Here is a 22,263-nt window from a genome sequence, read left to right on the forward strand (position 1 = left end):
CTTAATCTTCCCGGGTCACGCGCAGCACCTCTTCGAGGCTGGTCTGCCCCTTGAGGACCTTGTCGATGCCGTCACGACGGATGCTGGGGGTGTGGCCGCGGATCAGCCGCTCGATGGCGAGCTCGCCGCTGGCGCTGTGAATGGCTTCACGCACCGCTTCATCGATCACCACCAGCTCGTGGATGCCGGTCCGGCCACGGTAGCCGGTGTGGTTGCACAGCTCGCAGCCGACCGGGCGCCACACCTGCTGATCGGGAGCCAGCTCGATGCCCATGGCGAGGCGCTCCTGCTCGGTGATGGGTCGCGGGGCACGGCAATCGGGGCAGAGGGTGCGCACCAGCCGCTGGGCCAGCACCGCCAAGAGCGACGAGGAGAGCAGGAAGGGCTCGATCCCCATGTCCCGCATCCGGGTGATGGCGCCGATGGCGGTGTTGGTGTGCAGGGTCGACATCACCAGGTGACCGGTCAGCGACGCTTGCACCGCGATCTGAGCGGTTTCCAGATCTCGGATTTCCCCCACCATCACCACATCCGGGTCTTGGCGCAGGATGGCGCGCAGGCCGCGGGCGAAGGTCATGTCCACCTTGCTGTTGACCTGGGTCTGGCCCACCCCTTCGAGGTCATATTCGATAGGGTCTTCCACCGTCAGGATGTTGCGATCCCGCGAGTTGATTTCTGACAGCGCCGCATAGAGGGTGGTGGATTTACCGGAACCGGTCGGGCCGGTGACCAGAATAATGCCGTGGGGCTTGCGAATAAGCTCGCTGATGATGGTGCGGTTGGCCGCGGTCATCCCCAGCTGCTTGAGCTCGAGGCGCACGTTGTTCTTGTCCAAGAGACGCAATACCACCCGCTCGCCGTAGCTGGACGGCATGGTGGAGACCCGCACGTCGACGGCGCGACCGCCGATACGCAACGAGATACGGCCATCCTGCGGAACCCGCTTCTCGGCGATATCCATCCGCGACATCACCTTGATCCGCGAGACCAGGAGTGATGCCAGCTTGCGATGGGGGCGCAAGATCTCCCGCAGTACCCCATCGATACGAAAACGGATCACCAGTGCCCGCTCGAAGGTCTCGATATGGATATCGGAGGCCTCCTCCTTGATCGCCTCGCTCAACATGGCGTTGATGAGGCGAATGATGGGGGCGTCATCATCGGCATCCAGCAGATCTTCGCTTTGCGGCAGCTCTTCAGCCAGGGCGAAGAAGTCCATCTCGTTGCCGAGATCTTCCATCAGCTGGCGCGCCTCGGAGGAGTCGCGCTGGTAGTGAGCCATTAGCAGCTCTTCGAAGGCCTCGTTGTCGAGCTGCTCCACCGCGAAGCTGCAACCCGCGACCCGCCGCACTTCCAGCAGGGCTTGCGGGGTGACGCCAGGGCGGCACTGCAGCACGGGAGCGCCGTCCCGCTCAATCAGGATCACTCCGAAGTTGCGGGCAAAGACAAAAGGGAGCTCGGGCAGTGGCGCAGGCCCGACGCTTTCATCCAGATGGTAGGCACTCATCAGGGCTTACTCTGCACAAACGGGGTGGTGGTCTCGACAGTGCTTTGCTGTCTGCTCCGCATCTCGTTGATCTGCTTCTGGATCTCTTTTTGCAGCTCGGGCGACACCATCACATCCTGGCCATAGGCAGGCAATACCTGACGTTTGGGCGAGGTGAGATAGCCCTCCTGGGCAGCCGCATCCAGCTGTTCGGCGCGGAACAGGGAGTACTTGTTGCTGGAGACACCGGTATAGACGTCCGCATCGCGCAAGATGGTCGGCCGGATAAAGACCATCAGGTTGCGCTTGGAGGTGGTGTTGGAGGTGGAGCGGAACAGATAGCCCAGCACCGGGATATCGCCCAGCAAGGGCACCTTGGAGACCTGCTCCTTGGTCTCCTCATTCATCAAACCGCCCAGCACCACGGTTTCGCCGCTTTTGACCAACACCGCGTTCTTGACGGTACGGGTATCGAAGGTGGGGCCAAGGTTGGCAGTACCGGTCGCCTGGGTCTGGGCGACGCTGGAGACCTCCTGCTCGATATTGAGCAGCACCGAATCCCCCTCGTTGATCTGCGGGGTTACCACCAGCTTGGTGCCCACCGTCTTGCGCTCGATGGTGTTGAACACCTGATCGCTGGTGGTGGAGCTTTGCGAACCGCTCTGGACCGGGACCTCCTGACCGACGTTGAAGGAGGCCTCCTTGTTGTCCATGGTGACGATACTCGGGGTGGAGAGAATATCGTTCTTGGTATTGGAGGCCAGCGCCGTGGCCAGCATGGCCCAGTCGCCGTGATAGAAACCGGCGGCCATACCGTTGAACTCTTTCAGCAGACCGGCAGCGGTGTCGGTCTTGCCATTCTGGTAATCCTTGCCCGCCGCAATGGCACTGCCGAGGGGCAGACCGGAGTTGGTGAACTGGGTGCCACCGCCGTTGGCATTGCCCCACTGGACGCCAAGGGTGAGGCCGTCGCCATCCTGCATCTCGACGATGATCGCCTCCACCAGCACCTGGGCGCGGCGGATATCGAGCTTGGCCACCACCTGCTCCAGTTCGGACATCACGTCCGGCTGTGCGGTGATGACCAGCGCATTGGTGGTCTCGTCGGCTGAAATGGCCAGCTTGCCTCCGCCGATGCTGGCGCCACCTGCGGTTGCGCCGCCGCCCTTTTTGTCGGCCTCGATGCTGGAGCTAACCCCCTTGAGCACCTCTACCATGTCTTTGGCCTTGCCATATTTGAGGTAGAAGACCCGGGTGTTGCCCTGGCTTTGCAGGTCGCGGTCGAGCTGGCGCACCATCTGGATGATGCGGGCGCGCGCTTTCGGCTCACCACTCACCACCACAGAGTTGGTGCGCTCGTCGGCCACTACCTTGGGGGAGAGCAGCAGGGAAGCGGTGCCACCCTGGGGGTTGCCATCCTTGTTGAGATTGGTCACCAGCCGCACCATTTCACCCGCCGAGGCGAACTTGAGCTTGATGATGTCCACATCCTGATCGCCGGCGCGGTCGACCCGGTTCACCACCTCCACCAGACGGTTGACCACGGCGGCGCGGCCAGTGATCAGCAGCACGTTGGAGGGCTCGTAGTGCACCACGTTGCCACCACCGGCGTTGTCGTTGAGCTGGCGCAGCAACGGCGCCAGTTCACGGACCGAGACGTTGCGCACCGGCACTACTCTAGTCACCATCTCGTCGCCGGAGCCCGGGTTGCTGCCATCCACCACCGGAATGGCGGAGGTCTTGGCATCCCGCGAGCGCAGCACCTTGAGCACCCCGTTGTCCATCGGCACCACGGCAAAGCCGTAGACGTCGAGTACGCTCAGGAAGAACTGGTAGTACTGCTCCTCATTGAGCAGGTCGTAGCTGCGCACGTTGATCTTGCCGCGCACCGAGGGCTCTATGATGATGGTTTTATTGAGGTTCTTGCCCACCGTATTGATGAACTCTTCAATCTCGGTGTTCTTGAAACTGGCAGAGTATTCGGTGGCCCAGGCTGAGCCCGCCATCATCAGTGCCGCTGCGATAGTGGCCAGACGCCAGCTTTTCCCTTTAGTGGTCATTATTGGTACGACTCCAAATCATTATTCTGACAAGCGCACAAAGATGTCGAACTGTTCGCCCTGTCGCTCGACGGTCACTGTCATTTCCGTTGCGCCAGCCATCTGCTGCATCGCCTGCATGGCTTGCATGTTGTCCCGTAAATCCAGCCCGTTGATGCTGATGGCCAGGTCATTGGCCTGCAGCCCGCTCTGGTTGAAAAACTCAGGATTGCTGCCCGGGTTGAGGCGATAGCCGGTCATGCGGCCATCCACCTGAACCGGTGAAATATTGAGGTAATCTGTGATCTTTCCCGGATCGGCCATCAGCTCGCTGCGCAGGGAGCCAAGGGGGGCGGCGTTGGTCTGTGGCAGCGGCTTGCCATACTCCTCGCCATCCAGCATCAGGGTCTCGTCGCGGCCATCCCGCTCGATGATCACCCGATCCGGATAGACCTGCCGGATCCGCGCCTGGGTGCCGTCAATCATGTCACCGATCCCGTAGGAGTTCTGGATGCCGGACATGGCGATGATGGCGATGGATTTGGCGGGATCCGAACTGGCCAGCACCCCGTTGAGCTGGGCATTGAGCTGGGTACGCGGCGCATTGGCGGCCACGGCGGCTTTGGCCTGTGCCTTGGGGATCGCCTTGCCAAACAGCGCCAGTCGGCTCACCTCGCCCAGTTCAAGGCGCGGGTTGCTCTGGCCGCTGACCGCCACTGCGGAGGGTTGCCACGGTTGGCTGGTTTGCGGGTTTGCCAGGGTGAGCAGACGCCAGGTGAGGGCTGCGCTCTGCTGGGCCAGCATGATCAGCAGCGCCAGAAAGGCCACCTGGGTGACTCTGGTCATGGGAAGCCGCCGGCACTGGGCCAGCAGCATGGTCAAGATGTCATCCCTGAATCGTAGCGTCATATTAATCAACAAATTCCAGGCTCTGGGGCGGCTGCGTATTGTGTACGGCGGAGTGCTGTGACACAACGGGTCCGGGCGTGCCAAACCGTAAAAATGGATATTTCATCACACCGTAAACCTTTGAATGCTCACAAAAGTGGCACTCAGGTGAGGTGCATCCTGCTTGCCAGCGAACATCAGGGTACGGTGCGTACTCATCCTCGCCAATCCTGCAGCGCCTTGAGGGTCACGCTCTGTCCGGCGACCTGCAGCACTATGTATTGCTGGTCGATGGTAGCGAGCACGACTCCCGGGGCGATTTCGCTCCCCTCCCGGTATTCCCGGCCATTGAGTACCACGGCCCGCTTGGCCGGATTGGATGAGAACACATGGGAGCCATAGCTGAATGCGGGCACTTGCTGGCGAACCGAAAGCGGAGCGGCATTCAGCGACATCAACTGGGTCGGCTGCACGCTTTGGGAAACTGTACCCGATTCCTGTTGCAGCGGTGTTTCGTTGAGGGCGCGCATCAATTGTTCGGCCAAGGTTGGTCGACTGGCTGCCGGATTGCTGGCAGCCGCTGCGACCCTGGGCTGCTGCACTACAGGTTCCGGCAGGGGCGGGGGCAGCGGACGGGTCACCATCGCCTTGGGCTCAACCCGCACGAAGGGGGAGGCAATCACCTCTTTTACCTCCACCCTCTCCTCGATGGGACGCAGGTGGATTCGATGCCAGCCATAGTTGGCACCCGCCCCCAGCAGCAGGGCAAGGGGCGCCAGCAACCAGCCGACGCGACGCGCGGGTTGCGCCTCCTCGCGGGCTATCGCCAACCCCATGGCGGGAATATGGCTCTGTTGCGAAGGCTGCTGGGCACGGCGCAGGGCATTGAGCAGGGTAGACATCAGGAGGTCTCCTCCAGTCTTGGCATGGGTTCGCCGGAGAGTGCGTTGAGCCGCAGCAGGGTGTTGCTGCCAGCGATGCCGTCAGGGGTGAGTCCTTGATCCCGCTGGAACTGCTGCAGTTTGTTCTTGAGCTCGCCATCGAAACGGCGCACCTTGCGTTCGGGTTGTTGCAATGCTCGGCTCAGAGCGTTGTCGAGCCACTGGATCTGGGTCTGTCCGGCATTGCTGGCGATCAGGCTGACGCCCCCTTTCGGCATGCGCCAGAGCAGGGTATAGCTGCCACCCCAGTTGTCGCTGAGCCACTGGCGATCCACTTGCCAGCTTTGGTTGCCGATCATCAGGCTGGCCTTGCTTGGCCCCAGATTGACCAGAGTCGCGTAGTAGAGGCCGCCAGTCTGGTCAGTGAGCGTGATCATGGCGGGATGCTGCAGGGCGCGCAGCTCCTCGAGGCTTGCCTCTCCCTCCTGGCAGCGCAGACCGGCGCGAGGGGCGTTGTCACAGGTGGCATCGAACGGTTCCGGTTCATAGCCCCAGACCCGATAGAGATTCTGCATGGCGCTCTCGGGGTCGAGGGCCTGATTGATCGCCTCGGTCAACTGTTCCTGTTGTTCGGCGGTCTCGTCAACGGTGACAGGCACCTCGACCTTGACCACAGGCCGTTCGGGGAATACGCCGAAAAATTGCCAACCCCACCAGCCTGCAGCTACCAGCAAGGCGCCAGCCAGTGTCACCATCAGACCGGAAAGCCAGCTCCCCTCATCACGGACGCCGCTCACCTCGAACGCTGCCTGGCTGATGTCGCCATGAACAATCTTGTAGCTGCCACGGGCGAAGGCGGCGAGCAGGGCGCGATCGCAGATGAGGTTGATCAGGCGCGGAATGCCGCCGGAGAGCCGATGCAGCGTCTGGATCGCTCTGGGGGTAAAAATGGGCTGCACACAACCGGCTACTTGCAGCCGGAAGCGGACGTAGGCATCCACATCGGTGGCGGAGAGGGGCAGCAGGTGGTAGCGGGCGGTGATGCGCTGGGCCAGTTGGCGCAACAGGGGCTGGCGCAGCATCTGTTGCAGTTCGGGTTGGCCGATCAGCACGATTTGCAGCAGTTTTTTCTCGTCGGTTTCCAGGTTGGTGAGCAGACGCAACTGCTCCAACACCCCGGGCAACAGATGTTGGGCCTCATCCACCAGTACCACGCTGCGCTTGCCTGCGGTCAGGTTGGCCAGCAGGTGGTCGCGGATCAGGTCGAACAGTTGCTTGATCCCGGCCTCGGCGGGGTAGGGGAGTTGAAACTCGTCGCAGATGGCTGCCAGCAGATCCCGTTCGGTCAGGGAGGGGTTGAGGATGTAGGCGATCTCGGTATCTGCTGGCAACTGCTGCAGCAGGCAACGGGAGACGGTGGTTTTGCCGGTGCCCACTTCGCCGGTCAGCAGCACAAAGCCGCCACCATCCTGCAATCCGTAGTTGAGGTGAGCAAGGGCTTCGCCGTGGCGCTCACTCATATAGAGGTACTTGGGATTGGGCGAGATGGAGAAAGGCGGTTCCGATAGGCCGAAGAACTGTGTGTACATGAGGGGATTCTTTTGTAGCCGGCGACAGATAAGAAATGTCTCCGGATGATAGCAAACCTCGAATTCATTGGAAGCCATCATTGGCAAAGGATGACAAATTGCAGCCTTTTCCTGTCATCTTGTGATCCAGATATCGCCCCGTTGCACCATGGTACTCAAAAATTGCAACCAATCTGAAAAATAAGTTTTTCATCAATGGCTTGTCGGTATGCGTTGTCACAGTAGTACGGTGTTTTCGGATCAATAGTCATGGTCTGGCCACTATTTATGCCCGTTTTCTCCTCTCGTAAGGGTGAACCGAGAGCGGGGCTAGCGGCGAAACAGCGCCAAACCCCAATCAGAGTACAGGGCGCGGGCCACTCTCCCCGCGCACTCTGTTACTGTCGTTGTAGCAGCAGGCTACCGATGGAGTAGCCAGCGCCAAAGGAGCAAAGTACGCCGCGGGCCCCCGCAGGAAGGTCGCGATTGTACAGATGAAACGCGATGATGGAACCCGCCGAGCTGGTATTACCATAGCTATCAAGAATGACCGGCGCCTCCTGCTGGCTGGCATCGTGACCCAGCAGCTTGCGACCGATGAACTGGTTCATGGTGAGGTTGGCCTGATGGAGCCAGAGCCGGTTCAGGCTCTCGGCAGGCCAGCCCTGCTCATCGAGCTGGTTGGCTATCTGGTCGCACACCAGCGGCAACACCTCCTTGAACACCTTGCGCCCCTGCTGGCGAAACAGCTTGTCGTCGCCGTAGCGGGTGCGCGGGCTCAGCCGGTTCAGAAAGCCGAAGTTGTTGCGGATGTTGTTGGAGTACTGGGTCACCAGCTTGCTGGCCACCAGTTGCCACGGATTGGCCACCTTGCAATCGGCCTCCCGCTCCAGCAGCACCGCGGTGCAGGCATCGCCGAAGATAAAGTGACTGTCTCTGTCCCGGAAATTGAGGTGTCCCGAGCAGATCTCCGGATTGACTACCAGCGCCAGTTTGGCGGTGCCTGCCGCCAGCATATCGGCGGCTGTCTTGATGCCGAAGGTGGCAGACGAGCAGGCCACGTTCATGTCAAAGGCCATGCCGCTCGCCCCCAGATAATGCTGCAGCTCGATGGCCAGCGCTGGGTAGGGGCGCGGCATGTTGGAGGCGGCGACGATGACCAAGTCGATCTCTCCCGGCTCGCGACCGGCGGCGATCAGTGCCTGCTCGGCGGCGGCCACCGCCATCTCCACCATGATGGAGGGCATCTCATCGGGCCGCTCCGCCAGCAGCGGTTGCATGATATCGGGATTGAGTACTCCCTCGCGGCTCACCAGATAACGGCTCTTGATGCCGGATGCCTTCTCGATGAACTCGCAGCTGGAGTGCTGCTTGGCGGGAAGCTGGCCGGCATCGATGGCGGAGGCGTTCTCCTCGTTGTAGAGATCCACATACTGGTTGAAGGCGGCCACCAGCTCTTCATTGCTGACGGCAAAGGGTGGGGTATAGAGGCCTGAGCCACTGATCACGATAGAGGTCATCTTTGCTCCTCGCCGGGTGCGTTCCCGGCTTGTCGGTTTATAGGGTAGAGAGGGTTAGAGCTGGTTGATCGCCGCAGCGAGACCCGCCAGGGTCAGCGGATGCATCCGTCCGCCAACCACGTCATTCATCAGTTTGATGGAGGGATGCCAGAGCCACTCCCGCCGCGGGGTGGGATTGATCCACACCAGTTTGGGAAAGTGCTGCTGCAAGCGGGTGAGCCACACCTGACCCGACTCCTCGTTCCACTGCTCGACACTGCCGCCCGGCCAGGTGATCTCGTAGGGGCCCATGGTGGCATCCCCCACCAGGATCACCCGGTAGTCGCTGCCATAGGTGCGCAGCAGCCGCAGGGTATCGAACCGCTCCTCAAAGCGGCGGGCGTTATCCTTCCAGACGAAGTCGTAGAGGCAGTTGTGAAAATAGAAGTACTCCAGATGCTTGAACTCGTGGCGCAGGGCGGAGAAGAGGCGCTGCACCTCGGCCACGTGGGCATCCATGGAGCCTCCGACATCGAAAAAGACCAACAGTTTGACCCCGTTGTGGCGCTCGGGCCGCAGCTTCACATCGAGCCAGCCCTGGCGGGCAGAACTTTTTATGGTGTCGTCGAGATCCAGCTCGTCGGGATTGCCTTTGCGCACCCAGCGTCTTAGCTTGCGCAGCGCCAGCTGGATGGCGCGCTGGCCTAGCGGCGAGTCGTCGCTGAAGTTGCGATAGTGGCGGGCCTCCCACACCTTGGTCGCCTTGCCGTGCTGCCCTTCTCCACCCATGCGGATGCCCTCGGGGTGAAAACCGCCGTGGCCAAACGGGCTGCTGCCACCGGTTCCCACCCACTTGTTGCCACCGGCGTGGCGCTCTTTCTGCTCGCGTAATCGCTGGTTAAGGGTTTCCAGCAGCTTGTCGAGTCCGCCGAGGGATGTGAGCAGCGCCTTCTCCTCTGGGCTCAACAGCCGTTCGAACTCCTTGCGCAGCCACTCCTCGGGCAGGCTCTCCGGCAGCAGGGGGATGGCTTCCAGCCCTTCGTAGTATTCGGCGAAGGCGCGATCGAAGCGATCGTAGTGGGCCTCGTCTTTTACCAGCAGGCAGCGGGAGAGTTGGTAGAACTCGTCCATATCGGCAGCGACCAGCCGGGCTGCCAGCGCGGCGTGCAAGTCCAGCAGCTCACGCAGGCTGCAGGGGAGCTTGTGGCGGCGCAGGTGGGTAAAAAAGTCGATCAGCATGGGTCAGCTGCCGCGCCGGGCCAGAAAGGCGAGCTTCTCGAAGAGATGCAAATCCTGCTCGGTCTTGAGCAGGGCGCCATATAGCGCGGGCACCAGCTTGCCGGGCTCGCGGGCGCGCATCGCCTCGGGGGCGATATCGTCGGCCAAGAGCAGGCGGATCCAGTCCAGTAGTTCCGAGGTGGAGGGCTTCTTGCGCAGCCCCTCTACTTCGCGCAGTTCGAAGAAGAGCTCCATTGCCTCGCCAAGCAGGCTCTCCTTGAGGTCGGGGTAGTGGAGTTTGACGATGGCCTGCATCTCGGCCTTGTCGGGGAAGCGGATGTAGTGGAAGAAACAGCGGCGCAGGAAGGCGTCCGGCAGCTCTTTCTCATTGTTGGAGGTGATGATGACCACAGGCCGCTGGCGTGCCTTGACTCGCTCGCCGGTTTCGTAGACGTCGAACTCCATCCGATCCAGCTCCAGCAGCAGATCGTTGGGGAATTCGATGTCGGCCTTGTCGATCTCGTCGATCAGCAGCACAGGTCGCTGCTCGGAGCTGAAGGCCTGCCACAGTTTGCCTTTACGAATGTAGTGGCTGATATCGGCCACTCTGGGGTCGCCGAGCTGGGAGTCCCGCAGCCGGGCCACCGCATCATATTCGTAGAGTCCCTGTTGGGCCTTGGTGGTGGACTTGATATGCCAGGCAATGAGGTCGGTGCCGAGATGGTCGGCGACCGCTTCCGCCAGCACCGTCTTGCCGGTGCCCGGCTCCCCTTTGATCAGCAGCGGTTTTTCGAGGGTGATGGCGGCATTGACCGCCATCTTCAATGCATCGGAGGCGAGATACTGGCTGCTTCCTGAAAATCCCATAACGTCGGTTCCTTTGACGATTGGCGCCCGGAGTCAGGGGCCAGAGAGAATAAGCTCTATATGTTGTAATACCATATGGTTATAACGAATAGTCACTTCTCATTCAGAAACCACAGGGTAATCTTGTTTCATCGTCGTAACAAACACAGGGATAGCGCCATGAGCAAAATTTTTGAGGACAACAGCCAGACTATCGGTCACACCCCGCTGGTTCGTCTCAACCGTGTTACCAAAGGTCGCGTGCTGGCCAAGATCGAGAGCCGCAACCCCAGCTTCAGCGTCAAGTGCCGTATCGGTGCCAACCTGATCTGGGATGCCGAGAAGCGCGGCATCCTGACCAAGGGTAAGGAGATCATCGAGCCCACCAGCGGCAACACGGGCATTGCTCTGGCCTTTGTCGCGGCGGCTCGCGGCTATCCCATCACCCTGACCATGCCGGCCACCATGAGCCTGGAGCGCCGCAAGCTGCTCAAGGCGCTCGGTGCCAATCTGGTGCTGACCGAAGGGCCGCTCGGCATGAAGGGGGCCATTGCCAAGGCCAACGAGATCCTCGAATCCGAGCCGGGCAAGTATGTGTTGCTGCAACAGTTTGAAAACCCGGCCAACCCGGAGATCCACGAAAAGACCACTGGCCCCGAGATTTGGGATGCCACTGACGGTGAGGTGGATGTGTTCGTGGCCGGGGTCGGTACCGGTGGCACCATTACCGGTGTCTCCCGCTATCTGAAGAAGACCCAGGGCAAGGCGGTGGTCTCTGTCGCGGTCGAACCGGCCGAGTCGCCGGTCATCAGTCAGAAGTTGGCCGGGGAAGAGATCAAACCGGGCCCCCACAAGATCCAGGGGATCGGCGCAGGCTTTATCCCGGGCAACCTGGACCTCTCCCTCATCGACCGGGTGGAGAAGGTGACCAGCGATGAAGCCATCGAGATGGCCCGCCGCCTGATGGAGGAGGAGGGGATCCTGGCCGGTATCAGCTCCGGTGCTGCGGTGGTGGCTGCCAGCCGTCTGGCCGAGCTGCCGGAATTTGCGGGCAAAACCATAGTGGTCATTCTGCCGAGTGCGGCGGAGCGTTACCTCTCCAGCGCCCTGTTTGCCGGGGTGTTCAGCGAGCAGGAACTGCAGCAGTAACTGATCGGAATCTTTCAAAACAGCGGCGCTCCCAGGAGCGCCGCTTCTTTATGGGCTAGACTCAACCCCTGTTAGTGTCACTTGATCCTTATTTTTTGGGGTAAAATAACAAGTTCCGGAGTGAGAAAAAAAGCAGACATTCCGCTCTAAATCTCATATCCTGTGCGGCGTCACGCGGTGTTTGCTGGCTGGGTATCACAAAGTAACAAAGTGTTATTTTTCGTTATAAAATAATTTCAGGCCAGTCCTGATGCGGCTTGTAGCCCAATAACTGAAAATTGCCAACCAGCGCGCCGATTACTGCACAGAAACTTGACCTGGATTAAACCATTGCGGGTCTGCTTTCGTTACTTTACAACATATCCATACTGACACGGTGGGTCAGGTTGCTTCAAAAACGACCAATCCACCAAAAAATATCAATAATATGGGGTGAAACCATGTACGAGAAGTCTGTTGTTATTACTGCTGAAAACGGCCTGCACACCCGTCCGGCAGCTCAGTTCGTGAAAGAAGCCAAAGAATTCCAAAGCGAGATCACTGTGGTCTCCGGTGGCAAGTCCGCCAGCGCCAAGAGCCTGTTCAAGCTGCAGACCCTGGGCCTGACCAAGGGCACCAACGTAACCATCCAGGCTGACGGCCCGGATGCCCAGCAAGCTGTTGAGAAGCTGGTTGCCCTGATGGACGAGCTGGAGTAATCCAGCTTTAGATTCCTCCCCCACAGTCGTTTTAATAGGAAGGATTATGATATCTGGCATTCTTGCGTCCCCCGGTATCGCATTCGGTAAGGCGCTTCTTCTTAAAGAAGATGAAATCGTTATCAATCAGGGCAAAATCTCTGCTGATCAGATTGATGGCGAGATCAACCGTTTCCTCGAAGCTCGTACCAAGTCAGCTGCCCAGCTGGAAGCCATCAAAGAGATGGCCGGTCGCACCTTCGGTGAGGAAAAAGAGGCCATCTTCGAAGGCCACATCATGTTGCTCGAAGATGAGGAGCTGGAAGGGGATATCAAATCCTTCATCAAAGAGAACAAGGCATCCGCCGACAAAGCCATCTATGAGGTGATCGAGCAGTACGCCAAGATGATGGCCGAGCTGGATGACCCCTATCTGCGCGAGCGCGCTACCGACTTCCGTGACATCGGTACCCGTCTGGTGAAGAACGTGCTGGGCATCGCCGTTGTCAACCTGAGCACCATCGACGAAGAGGTGATCCTGGTCGCCAAAGACCTGACCCCGTCTGAAACCGCTCAGATCAACCTGAAATATGTGCTGGGTTTCGTCACCGATATCGGTGGCCGTACCTCTCACACCTCCATCATGGCCCGCTCCCTGGAGCTGCCGGCCGTGGTAGGCACCAACGACATCACCGAGCGCGTCAAGAACGGTGACATGCTGGTGCTGGATGCGATCAATAACCAGATCATCATCAATCCGACCGCTGAACAGCTGAACGAAGCCAAGAAGTTCCAGGCTCAGTTCCAGGCCGAGAAAGATGAGCTGGCCAAGCTGAAAGATCTGCCTGCCATCACGCTGGATGGTCACCAGGTCGAAGTGTGCGCCAACATCGGTACCGTCAAGGATACCGAAGGTGCCATCCGCAATGGCGCCGAAGGCGTGGGTCTGTACCGTACCGAGTTCCTGTTCATGGACCGTGACGCGCTGCCGACCGAAGACGAGCAGTTCAAAGCCTACAAAGAAGTGGCCGAAGCGATGCCGGATCAGCCGATCATCGTGCGTACCATGGACATTGGCGGCGACAAAGAGCTGCCGTACATGAATTTCCCGAAAGAGATGAACCCCTTCCTGGGCTGGCGTGCCGTGCGTATTTTCTTCGACCGCGAAGACATCATGCACGCTCAGCTGCGGGCCATTCTGCGTGCGTCTGCCTTCGGCAAACTGCGCATCATGTTCCCGATGATCATCTCTGTCGAAGAGTTCCGTAGCCTGAAAGCTACCGTGGAGACGCTGAAAGCCGAACTGCGTGCTGAAGGCAAAGCCTTTGATGAATCCATCGAAGTGGGTATCATGATCGAGACCCCGGCCGCTGCCGTGATGGCTCATCATCTGGCCAAGGAAGTGGATTTCTTCAGTATCGGTACCAACGACCTGACCCAGTACACCCTGGCTGTCGATCGCGGTAACGAGATGATCTCCGCTATGTACAACCCGCTGTCACCCTCCGTCCTGACCCTGATCAAGATGGTTATCGATGCGTCCCACGCCGAAGGCAAGTGGACCGGTATGTGTGGTGAACTGGCTGGTGACGAGCGCGCCACCCTGCTGCTGCTGGGTATGGGTCTGGATGAGTTCTCCATGAGCGCCATCTCTGTACCGCGTATCAAGAAGCTTATCCGCAACACCAGCTTCGAAGATGTGAAGGCAATGGCTGACCAGGCATTGAGCTTTGCCACCGCTGCTGAAATCGAAGCGTGCGTAGATAACTTTATCAAGCAGAAGGCAGTCTGCTAAGATCGGCTGCAAACAGCGACAAATCATCTCTAGGAGCTTTTACTATGGGTCTGTTCGACAAACTGAAGAAACTGGTGTCCGACGATAGCGCTGATACCGGCGGCATCGAAATCTTCGCTCCGCTGTCTGGCGAAATCGTGCCGATCGAAGATGTGCCTGACGTTGTCTTCGCCGAGAAGATCGTGGGTGACGGTATCGCCATCAAGCCGGCTGGCAACAAGATGGTTGCTCCGTGCGACGGCACCATCGGAAAAATCTTCGAGACCAACCATGCGTTCTCTCTGGAGTCCGACTCTGGTATCGAGCTGTTCGTTCACTTCGGTATCGACACCGTTGAACTGAAAGGCGAAGGCTTCAAGCGTATCGCTCAGGAAGGCCAGCAGGTCAAGCGCGGTGATACCATCATCGAATTCGATCTGGCCGTTCTGGAAGCAAAAGCCAAATCTACCCTGACTCCGGTGGTCATCTCCAACATGGACGAGATCAAAGAGCTGGTGAAGATGACTGGTGCCGTGACTGTGGGCGAGACTCCGGTTATCCGCATCAAGAAGTAATGGTCGGCTGGCCTATGCCAGTTGCCGCAGTAAAAAACCGAAGCCTGGTGCTTCGGTTTTTTTATGGTTGCGTGCGAGCTTCCCTTTCTGGCTATCAGGCTATTGTGCCGAGATGACCACCCGGTTACGTCCCTGCTCCTTCGCCTGATAAAGGGCCCGGTCTGCCATCATCAGCAGATAGTCGATGCTCTCCTGACCCTTCATGCTGGCACACCCCAGACTGATGGTTAGCGCGATCTGTTTTCCTTGCCATGGCAAGCGGGTGGTACTGACATGCTGGCGCAGTTGTTCGGCGCGCCGTGCTGCCTGTTCAATGCTGCAGTCTGGCAGGATCAGCAGGAACTCCTCCCCGCCCCAACGGGCCAGACTCTCCCCCGGCAACAGCTGGCCCGCCATGGCGTGGGCGACGGCGCAGAGCGCGGCATCGCCCGCAGGGTGGCCGTAGCGGTCATTGACCTGCTTGAAATGGTCGATATCTCCCAACACCACCGAGAGGGGCTGGCCCTGCAACCAGAGAGCCTGCAGCTGTTGCTGGGCGCCACGCCGGTTGGTCAGTTCGGTGAGGGGATCGGTGCAGGAGAGGCGGCTCACCTCTTCTACCATGCATTGCAGGTCGTGGATATCGCGAAAGGTGACGATATGGCTATCCGGGATGGCATCTGCCCCCAGCTGGGCGGTGACGATAAACCAGCGAGAGTGGCCACTCTTGCATCGGATCAGCGCCGGCATCTCGGCGACCTCCAGTCCATGGTGCAGGCTCTGCTCTATCTGGTTATGCCAAGCCTGAATTACCGAGTTGCGATAGCTCTCATCGGGATAGGCGAGGTGAAACCAACTCTCCATGTCCGGCAGATCCTGCAGCTCATAGCCCAGCTGTTCGCGAAAGGCCCTGTTGAGGAAGAGATGGCGACGCAGGGGGATCCGGTCGAGTGACATATGACCCTGGCTGGCTGTCGACTCGGACACCAGGATTGGGAGCGGGATCACATCAAAGGAGCGAAACAGAATGTGCTCTAGTTGTTGGTCATCCATGGGCGAAAACGCGGCTCCCTGCTCTCCCGTTCGTCAGCCTACATTAGGTGAGAGACCGCAGCGGGTAAACTCATTTATCACTCTCCGGTGGTTGCCTGAGGGGACGATCGTAGCAACGGGAACATAAAAAAGCCGCTCACCTGGGTGAGCGGCTGTTGCCATCAGATCAGTGCAGTTCGCTATCAGGCTGGCTGCTTGCCATCTTCCGCGGGCGGCGGCAGGGCGGCGGAGTTGGACTCCACCTTCTGCTCTTCGCCCTGCATGTTCTTGATGTAGACATCCATCTGGTTGAAGGCGATCTCGATGCCGTTCTCGCGGAACAGTTGGTCGATCTTGCGGTTCAACTCGTCCACCGCCGGGTTGCGATCCCCCAGTTCGCTCACGAAGAAGCGCAGCTCGTGATCCAGCGTGCTGGCGCCAAAGGTGAGGAAGTAGACGATGGGAGCCGGATCTTTCAGTACCCGACTGTTTTCGTCGGCCGCCTGCTTGAGCAGGGTGCGGGTCAGCTCCAGATCGGAACCGTATGCCACGCCTACCCGCACGATCACCCGGGTGACGGTGTCACTCAGCGACCAGTTGATGAGCCGTTCGGTCATCAGCTGCTGGTTGGGGATGATCACCTCTTTGCGGTCGAAGTCGGTCAGGGTGGTGGCGCGAATGCGGATCCGCGAGACGGTACCGGAGAAGGAGCCGATGGTGACGGTGTCACCGATCCGCACCGGACGCTCGAACAGGATGATGATGCCGGAGACGAAGTTGGAAAGAATTTCCTTCATGCCGAAACCGATACCGACTGACAGACCACCCGCTACCCACTGCAGCTTGTCCCACTGTACGCCCATCATGGAGAGAGCGGTCAGGGAGCCGAAACCGATCAGCACGTAGTTGAGCATGGTGGTGATGGCATAGGCGGTCCCCTGAGCCAGGTTGAGCTTGGAGAGCACCAGCACCTCCAGCAAGCCCGGCAGGTTGCGCGCCAGTGACCAGGCACCGCCGAGCAGCAGGAAGCCGATCAGCACGTCACTCAGGCTGATGGGGAACAGCACGGCGTTGGCGCCGGTGCCTTCACTGCGGTGCCACAGCACCATGCTGTCGAGGTAGGAGAAGACCGCGACCAGATCGGACCAGAGCCAGTAGAAGGCGACGCCGAAGATCAGCATCAGCACGGTACGGGTCAGACGCAGGGACTGCTGGCTGACATCCTCCAGATCCATGGGCTGCTCTTCAATGGACTCGCCACCTTCCGCATCTTCCGAAGATTTGTGCTCACGCTTGGCCACCGCACGGCGGTAGGCCAGACGACGGGCCGCCAGCTCCAGACCACGCAGGGCGGTGCGGTAGACCAGGCTCCAGATGATGATGAGGTAGAAGGATTCGATCAGTCGACCGGTCAGCTTCAGCGCGGTGTAGTAGTAACCGAGCACGGCCAGCACGATCAGCGCCACCGGTGCCAGCGCCAGGGCGATGGCGATCAGCGACTTCTGCATGCTTGCCTCACCCTTGATACGGGCGCGGGAGATAGGGAACACCAGATAGGCGGCCAGCCCCAGCAGGGTCAGGGTCATAGCCTGGCCGATCACGTCGTTGCCCAAGGTGGAGGGTTCAACCACCGCCTTGGTCGCGAGCATGATGAGCGGCAGCAGTGGCAACCAGATGTAGCGCATGCTGTTGCGCTTGGCCTGCAGCTCCGCTTTCGGGATCCGGAAGTGGGTTTCGGCGATGCCACCCGGGCGCATCACCGCCAGATAGACGCTGAACACCAGATAGCCGAGGGCGAGGTTCAGGGTGATTTGGAACATCAGCTTGGGACTGAGCAGACCGCAGTAGGTGAGCAGCAGACCGCCAGCGAGAATGAACATGCTGCCCGGCAGGCGTTGCAGCACGGTATAGAGCAGGGCGCGCGGGGTGTGCCACTGGCTGTCTTGACGGAAACGGCCAAGGTCCTTGGTGATCTTCTTCTCGCGCTCAACCAGTGCCGGACGTTTCCAGACCAGCAGGCCGCCGATCAGCAGCAGCGGGAAGGCGAGCAGGGAGATCCCCAGCAGCTCTTCGCGCCAGCGTTTCCAGTCCGGTTTCAATACCCAGTCGGAGGCCTGTTTGTAGGCCTGGGCGGGCCAGCTGATAAACCACTTGCTGTCGATGGGCTTGTTGCTGCTTACCCAGAAGATGTGTTGCTGCAGGGTAAATTCGATAGAGGCATAGACCCGCGCCAGCTGCTGCTGGGTCAGCTGCAGGCTGATGGCGTTGGTGAGTTGGCTGTCGAGTTGGCGGTTGAGCTGATCGAGCAGATTGATGCGGGTATCGAGCAGCTTGGCCAGGCTCTCCTTGTCCTCTTCGCTGACCGGTTCCTTGCTGCCGGCGATCAGATTGTCCAGATAGAGGTTCTTCTGGAACAGCTGGTCACGCTGCTGACTCAGTTCAAACTGGGCCAGATGGAGATCGGCGATCTGCTCTTCCAGGTTTTTGACGGCGATGGTGGGGGCCGCCTCCAGCTGCTGGTAGAGCTGATAGAGGATGCGTGACAGCAGCAGATTGCCCTTGAGCATCTGCACCTGTTCATTGAGGTTGCGCTCGGTCTGGATGCCGCGCTCCAGCCAGCTCTTGGCTTGCAGGTTTTTCTGGACCAGCGAGTTGAGGCTGGTGGTGGCACCGATCAGCTGCTGGCTGAGCTGGTGGTTGAGCTCCTGCTCTTTTTGCACCAGCGGGCTGTCTTCGGTCGCCACCAGTTCACCGGTCTGCTCGGCGGTTTTTTCGGTGTCGCCGAGGCGCTTGGCGCTGCTTTGATCCTGCAACAGCTGCAGTTTCTGCTCTTCGCTGGCGAGACGGGCACTCTGGTAGTCGCGCTGCTTGATCGCCAGATCCTGCATGCTGGTACGGTTATCCAGTTCCTTTTGCAGGTGGGCCAGTTGCAGGTCGAGCAGGGCCAGCTCGGCACCGAGCTTCATCTTCTCGGCGTTGGAGACGCTTTCACCTGCGTTGAGGCGGGTACGGATCTCCTGACTGCGCTGGTAGGCACGGCTCATGCTCGCCTGGGCCCGCTCCGGCAGGGTCTGCAAGCTGGTGAGCTGGCTGCCGATGGCGCCGAGGGCCTCTTGGGCCGCCTGCATGTTGGCCAGCACTTCCGGCTGACGGCTGTCGAGCTCCGCCAGACTCATGCTGGCGTATTCGCTCTTGATCTGCTCCGCACTCTTGCCCTTGGTCAGGGCATCGAGCTTGGCGCTGATCTCTCTGAGTTCGGTGGGCAGGTTGCGGATCCGCTGGGCCTGGGTCTTGGCCTTCGCCTCTTCCTTGTCGATGCTGTCGAGCAGTCCGAGGGTTTCGGTCAGCAACTTCTGATCCGCTTGCTGACTGACGGTCAGGGTCTCTGATTTACCCAGACCATCCAGTGCTCGCTGAACTGCGTTGCGAGAGGGGACATCTTGCGCCATGGCTTGCGGGACGCAGAGGCTGGCGAGGAGACAGAGCAGCGGCAACAGGGTGGCCGAGACTCTTTTAAAACGTATTGAGGGCATATAACTTCCGGGTTATTACGCGATATTCGGGAGATTTCCCGCATAGATTAAATTCGCGTGGATTCTAACACCGGGCTTGGCAGGTAAGCAGGGGGGAGGGACAAAAAAAACGGCGCCCGCAGGCGCCGTTTTCAACTCGTTCAGCTCTGATTAAAGAACGTGAACAGAAGCGGTGTTGGTGGTGCCGCTCGGTACCAGAGCACCGGAGACCATCACAACCACGTCACCTTTCAGACCCATGCCGATTTCCAGCGCGGCTTCTTTACCGATGCGATAGAAATCGTCGGTAGAGGCGATGCTGTCAACCACGTGAGCAACCACACCCTTGGTCAGAACCAGCTGGGCAGCAGTCTTCTTGTTGGTGGTGATAGCCAGGATCCAGGCTTTCGGGAAGTACTTGCGAATGGCCTTGGCAGATTTGCCGCCTTCGGTAGCAACCACGATCAGCGGGGCGTCCAGCTTCTCGGAGGTCTCTACGGCGCCTTTACATACGGCTTCGGTGATGCGCAGCTTGTTGCTGTCGTTGGCAGCAGACAGGTTGGACGGCATCACGGCATCGGTACGCTCGCAGATGGTGGCCATGATGGTCACGGCTTCCAGCGGGTACTTACCCTTGGCGGATTCACCGGACAGCATCACTGCGTCGGTACCGTCCAGGATGGCGTTGGCCACGTCACCAGCTTCGGCGCGGGTCGGACGCGGGTTCTTGATCATGGAGTCCAGCATCTGGGTGGCAGTGATAACCACTTTGCGGGCTTTGTTGCACTTGGCGATGATCATCTTCTGGGCGAAGATAACTTCTTCAACCGGGATCTCTACACCCATGTCGCCACGAGCAACCATGATGCCGTCGGAAACAGCCAGGATCTCGTCGAAGTTGTCCAGACCTTCCTGGTTTTCGATCTTGGAGATGATCTGGATGTTCTCGCCACCGTGGGCTTTCAGGTGCTCACGGATTTCCAGAACGTCTTCTTTCTTACGGATGAAAGAAGCAGCAACGAAATCAACGCCTTGCTCGCAACCGAAGATCAGGTCGCGCTTGTCTTTCTCGGCCAGGGCCGGCAGCTTGATGGAGACGCCCGGCAGGTTAACGCCTTTGTTCTCGCCCAGGTCACCGTTGTTCAGCACTTTACAGATAACTTCGCGCTCGGTGATTTCGATAACGTCCAGACCGATCAGGCCGTCATCAACCAGGATGCGGTTGCCGACGCGCAGATCGTTGGCGAAACCGGCATAGGTCACAGCCACTTTGTCTTTGTTGCCAACCACGGTCTGGTCGGTGGTGAAGGTGAAAGTCTGGCCAGCGACCAGCGCGACGTCGTTGCCGCCTTCCAGCTTCATGGTACGGATTTCCGGACCCTTGGTGTCCAGCAGGATAGCTGCGTGCTTGCCGGTCTCGGCCATTACAGCGCGCAGGTTGCTGATGCGGCTGCCGTGCTCGGCGTAGTCACCGTGGGAGAAGTTCAGGCGCATGACGTTCATGCCGGCGTCCAGCATTTTGGCCAGCATTTCTTTGGATTCGGTCTTCGGACCGATGGTGCAGACAATTTTGGTCTTTTTCATGTCAATCTTCATGGTTAAGGAATTTCCGCCGAGCAATATACACCAGTTTTTGGAATCTTTTTATGATCCAGAAACAACGTTTTGACCAGATAACGTTTTCTTTTCAGGGATAACGTTTTCCTGTGAGTCACATTTTAGAGCATACGGCCACAGGTTCGGGCTGAAGGGATACAAATGTTGCCATCTGTGGTTGTTTGGCCGGGTTGAGGTTCAGATGTTGTAAAATGACCACCCGTTCGCTGTCACCGTCTTGTCACCGGCTTGCGCAAAAATGTTAGTTCATTGGCGCGCGGGTGAAGGAGGTCGGGATGAAAAACAGCCATGAAACCGGATGGGCGCTGCTCTTGCTGGGCGCCGCCCTGCTGGTGGTTCAGACGCTTCCAGCTCGCTACTGGCCTGATAATGCCGGTCTGCTGGCGATCTTCTCCCATCCAGTGAAAGGGGAGGCGGCCGCCGAGGGATTGGCGTGGCGAGAGTGGCAGGATCACAGTGCAGCGACCCGGATGGCGCTTCGTGCAGCCCGACCACTGCCGGATGCTCCTTAGCCTTGATATCTATTGCTGCTTACCGGTCGTGAAGGCGTGAAATTATCAACCATTAGTTGATAGTTCTTATCTATCTTGCTGGATTGTCCACCTTTCATGGCGGGAGGATAATCGATTCCAACAGCGATATCCCCTCCGGTATCGCCCCCTGATACTTTGTTGGAGTCTGCTTTATGTCCCTCGCCCCCGTCTGGTTTATCTCTCACGGCGCACCGGATCTGGTGCTGCGTGAGCAACCCGCCACCCGCTTTCTGCGAACCCTGTGTCTGGGTGAGCTCAAGGGGCTGGTGGTCATCTCCGCCCACTGGTTCAGCCGCGAGCTGCAGATCAACGTCGAGCCCAAACCGGAGCTGATGTACGACTTTTACGGCTTCCCCGAGCCCCTCTACCGGATGCGCTGGCCTGCCAGCAGCCCCGAGTGGTTGCTGCAGGGGGTGAGCGACCAGCTGGCACTGGCCGGACTGACCGCCACCCCGGTGCGGCGCGAGCTGGATCACGGGGTCTGGTCACCGCTCTCCCTGATCGACCCAAACAGCGAGATCCCGCTGGTGCAGGTCTCCATTCCCGCGAGCTTCACCCCGGCCCAGTTGTGGCAGTTGGGAGAGGTGTTGGGGGCACTGCGCAGTCAGGGGATTGGCATCCTCGCCTCCGGCGCCATCACCCACAACCTGCGGGCGCTGGCACCGGAAGGCTCGCCGGTGCCGGAGTGGGCCAGCCTGTTTGTCGACTGGCTGGAGCAGAAGATGGCCGACGAGGATCGGCTGGCGCTGCTCGACTATCGTCGGCTGGCTCCAGGCGCGGTGGAGTCCCATCCCCACGACGATCATCTGCGCCCACTCTTTGTGGCGTTGGGGGCGGCCGATGGTGTGGCGCCGACCCGGCTGCACGAGAGCTGGGATGGCGGCAGCCTCTATATGGGGGCCTACCGCTTCGGCTGATAGCCTCTCAACAAGACCCCGCCAATTGGCGGGGTCTTGCTATTTACGGCGTGGGGGTTGAGCCGATGGTACT

At 59.6% G+C, this 22,263-nt stretch carries 17 protein-coding genes; 6 read left to right on the plus strand and 11 right to left on the minus strand.

Features of this window, described 5'->3' with window-relative positions; translation table 11 throughout:
• Window position 1: 1 nt before the first annotated feature.
• The 8 genes from exeE to I6L44_RS02220 all read right to left on the minus strand — a co-directional run bounded on the left by exeE (window position 2) and on the right by I6L44_RS02220 (window position 10,446).
• Window positions 2-1,507, minus strand: a complete 1,506-nt coding sequence (exeE, locus tag I6L44_RS02185) for a GspE family T2SS ATPase variant ExeE (protein WP_216953159.1) — start codon at window positions 1,505-1,507, stop codon at window positions 2-4.
• Window positions 1,507-3,546, minus strand: a complete 2,040-nt coding sequence (exeD, locus tag I6L44_RS02190; RefSeq protein ID WP_216953160.1) for a GspD family T2SS secretin variant ExeD — start codon at window positions 3,544-3,546, stop codon at window positions 1,507-1,509. Before exeD ends, exeE begins: the two co-directional genes overlap by 1 nt.
• Before the next feature lie 21 nt (window positions 3,547-3,567).
• Window positions 3,568-4,401, minus strand: a complete 834-nt coding sequence (gene exeC, locus I6L44_RS02195; RefSeq protein ID WP_302055993.1) for a GspC family type II secretion system variant ExeC — start codon at window positions 4,399-4,401, stop codon at window positions 3,568-3,570.
• Between the two features lie 227 nt (window positions 4,402-4,628).
• Window positions 4,629-5,315 carry a GspB family T2SS assembly factor variant ExeB gene (gene exeB / locus I6L44_RS02200; protein WP_216953161.1) on the minus strand — a complete coding sequence of 229 codons (687 nt, stop codon included), beginning with the start codon at window positions 5,313-5,315 and terminating at the stop codon, window positions 4,629-4,631.
• A complete protein-coding gene (locus I6L44_RS02205) occupies window positions 5,315-6,883 on the minus strand; it encodes an ExeA family protein (RefSeq protein ID WP_216953162.1) in 1,569 nt (522 codons plus the stop codon). Before I6L44_RS02205 ends, exeB begins: the two co-directional genes overlap by 1 nt.
• 377 nt (window positions 6,884-7,260) lie before the next feature.
• Window positions 7,261-8,382 (minus strand): beta-ketoacyl-ACP synthase III, encoded by a 1,122-nt coding sequence (locus I6L44_RS02210; RefSeq protein ID WP_216953163.1) that lies wholly within the window; start codon window positions 8,380-8,382, stop codon window positions 7,261-7,263.
• Between the two features lie 54 nt (window positions 8,383-8,436).
• Window positions 8,437-9,600, minus strand: a complete 1,164-nt coding sequence (locus I6L44_RS02215; RefSeq protein ID WP_216953164.1) for a VWA domain-containing protein — start codon at window positions 9,598-9,600, stop codon at window positions 8,437-8,439.
• Window positions 9,601-9,603: 3 nt separating this feature from the next.
• Complete coding sequence (locus tag I6L44_RS02220; RefSeq protein ID WP_216953165.1) at window positions 9,604-10,446, minus strand: MoxR family ATPase; 843 nt, start codon at window positions 10,444-10,446, stop codon at window positions 9,604-9,606.
• 159 nt (window positions 10,447-10,605) lie between these two features.
• Between I6L44_RS02220 and cysK the strand changes: the two genes are divergently transcribed.
• From cysK to crr, 4 genes are all read left to right on the plus strand, one after another.
• Window positions 10,606-11,574, plus strand: coding sequence for a cysteine synthase A (cysK, locus tag I6L44_RS02225; RefSeq protein ID WP_047440293.1), 969 nt, complete (start codon window positions 10,606-10,608; stop codon window positions 11,572-11,574).
• Between the two features lie 440 nt (window positions 11,575-12,014).
• Entirely contained in the window at window positions 12,015-12,272 is a 258-nt protein-coding gene (locus tag I6L44_RS02230; protein WP_005338266.1) for an HPr family phosphocarrier protein, read from the plus strand.
• A 46-nt stretch (window positions 12,273-12,318) separates the two neighbouring features.
• Window positions 12,319-14,046 carry a phosphoenolpyruvate-protein phosphotransferase PtsI gene (ptsI, locus tag I6L44_RS02235; RefSeq protein ID WP_216953166.1) on the plus strand — a complete coding sequence of 576 codons (1,728 nt, stop codon included), beginning with the start codon at window positions 12,319-12,321 and terminating at the stop codon, window positions 14,044-14,046.
• Between the two features lie 44 nt (window positions 14,047-14,090).
• A complete protein-coding gene (gene crr / locus I6L44_RS02240) occupies window positions 14,091-14,600 on the plus strand; it encodes a PTS glucose transporter subunit IIA (protein ID WP_216953167.1) in 510 nt (169 codons plus the stop codon).
• Between the two features lie 99 nt (window positions 14,601-14,699).
• On the opposite strand, the gene I6L44_RS02245 is transcribed toward crr, so the two are convergent.
• From I6L44_RS02245 to pykF, 3 genes are all read right to left on the minus strand, one after another.
• A complete protein-coding gene (locus I6L44_RS02245; protein ID WP_216953168.1) occupies window positions 14,700-15,632 on the minus strand; it encodes a sensor domain-containing diguanylate cyclase in 933 nt (310 codons plus the stop codon).
• 182 nt (window positions 15,633-15,814) lie between these two features.
• Window positions 15,815-19,144 (minus strand): mechanosensitive channel MscK, encoded by a 3,330-nt coding sequence (gene mscK, locus I6L44_RS02250; protein WP_216953169.1) that lies wholly within the window; start codon window positions 19,142-19,144, stop codon window positions 15,815-15,817.
• Window positions 19,145-19,294: 150 nt separating this feature from the next.
• Window positions 19,295-20,707 (minus strand): pyruvate kinase PykF, encoded by a 1,413-nt coding sequence (pykF, locus tag I6L44_RS02255; protein ID WP_031227651.1) that lies wholly within the window; start codon window positions 20,705-20,707, stop codon window positions 19,295-19,297.
• A 308-nt stretch (window positions 20,708-21,015) separates the two neighbouring features.
• Here pykF and I6L44_RS02260 point away from each other — a divergent pair, with 308 nt between their 5' ends.
• Together I6L44_RS02260 and I6L44_RS02265 are read left to right on the plus strand one after the other, a co-directional pair.
• Window positions 21,016-21,252, plus strand: a complete 237-nt coding sequence (locus tag I6L44_RS02260; protein ID WP_139732564.1) for a hypothetical protein — start codon at window positions 21,016-21,018, stop codon at window positions 21,250-21,252.
• A 173-nt stretch (window positions 21,253-21,425) separates the two neighbouring features.
• Window positions 21,426-22,190: a class III extradiol ring-cleavage dioxygenase gene (locus tag I6L44_RS02265; protein WP_216953170.1), complete on the plus strand. Its 765-nt coding sequence runs from the start codon at window positions 21,426-21,428 to the stop codon at window positions 22,188-22,190.
• Window positions 22,191-22,263: the final 73 nt, after the last annotated feature.

The organism is Aeromonas sp. FDAARGOS 1414 (assembly GCF_019047065.1).
GTDB lineage: Bacteria > Pseudomonadota > Gammaproteobacteria > Enterobacterales > Aeromonadaceae > Aeromonas > Aeromonas veronii_A.

Excerpts from the sequence above, each read along its gene's own strand:
- exeB (WP_216953161.1), bottom strand. The coding sequence starts at position 5,315 with ATGTCTACCCTGCTCAATGCCCTGCGCCGTGCCCAGCAGCCTTCGCAA.
- I6L44_RS02215 (WP_216953164.1), bottom strand. The coding sequence starts at position 9,600 with ATGCTGATCGACTTTTTTACCCACCTGCGCCGCCACAAGCTCCCCTGC.
- cysK (WP_047440293.1), top strand. The coding sequence starts at position 10,606 with ATGAGCAAAATTTTTGAGGACAACAGCCAGACTATCGGTCACACCCCG.
- ptsI (WP_216953166.1), top strand. The coding sequence starts at position 12,319 with ATGATATCTGGCATTCTTGCGTCCCCCGGTATCGCATTCGGTAAGGCG.
- I6L44_RS02220 (WP_216953165.1), bottom strand. The coding sequence starts at position 10,446 with ATGGGATTTTCAGGAAGCAGCCAGTATCTCGCCTCCGATGCATTGAAG.
- exeE (WP_216953159.1), bottom strand. The coding sequence starts at position 1,507 with ATGAGTGCCTACCATCTGGATGAAAGCGTCGGGCCTGCGCCACTGCCC.
- I6L44_RS02205 (WP_216953162.1), bottom strand. The coding sequence starts at position 6,883 with ATGTACACACAGTTCTTCGGCCTATCGGAACCGCCTTTCTCCATCTCG.
- I6L44_RS02245 (WP_216953168.1), bottom strand. The coding sequence starts at position 15,632 with ATGGATGACCAACAACTAGAGCACATTCTGTTTCGCTCCTTTGATGTG.
- exeD (WP_216953160.1), bottom strand. The coding sequence starts at position 3,546 with ATGACCACTAAAGGGAAAAGCTGGCGTCTGGCCACTATCGCAGCGGCA.
- mscK (WP_216953169.1), bottom strand. The coding sequence starts at position 19,144 with ATGCCCTCAATACGTTTTAAAAGAGTCTCGGCCACCCTGTTGCCGCTG.
- pykF (WP_031227651.1), bottom strand. The coding sequence starts at position 20,707 with ATGAAAAAGACCAAAATTGTCTGCACCATCGGTCCGAAGACCGAATCC.
- I6L44_RS02260 (WP_139732564.1), top strand. The coding sequence starts at position 21,016 with ATGAAAAACAGCCATGAAACCGGATGGGCGCTGCTCTTGCTGGGCGCC.
- I6L44_RS02230 (WP_005338266.1), top strand. The coding sequence starts at position 12,015 with ATGTACGAGAAGTCTGTTGTTATTACTGCTGAAAACGGCCTGCACACC.
- I6L44_RS02265 (WP_216953170.1), top strand. The coding sequence starts at position 21,426 with ATGTCCCTCGCCCCCGTCTGGTTTATCTCTCACGGCGCACCGGATCTG.
- crr (WP_216953167.1), top strand. The coding sequence starts at position 14,091 with ATGGGTCTGTTCGACAAACTGAAGAAACTGGTGTCCGACGATAGCGCT.
- I6L44_RS02210 (WP_216953163.1), bottom strand. The coding sequence starts at position 8,382 with ATGACCTCTATCGTGATCAGTGGCTCAGGCCTCTATACCCCACCCTTT.
- exeC (WP_302055993.1), bottom strand. The coding sequence starts at position 4,401 with ATGCTGCTGGCCCAGTGCCGGCGGCTTCCCATGACCAGAGTCACCCAG.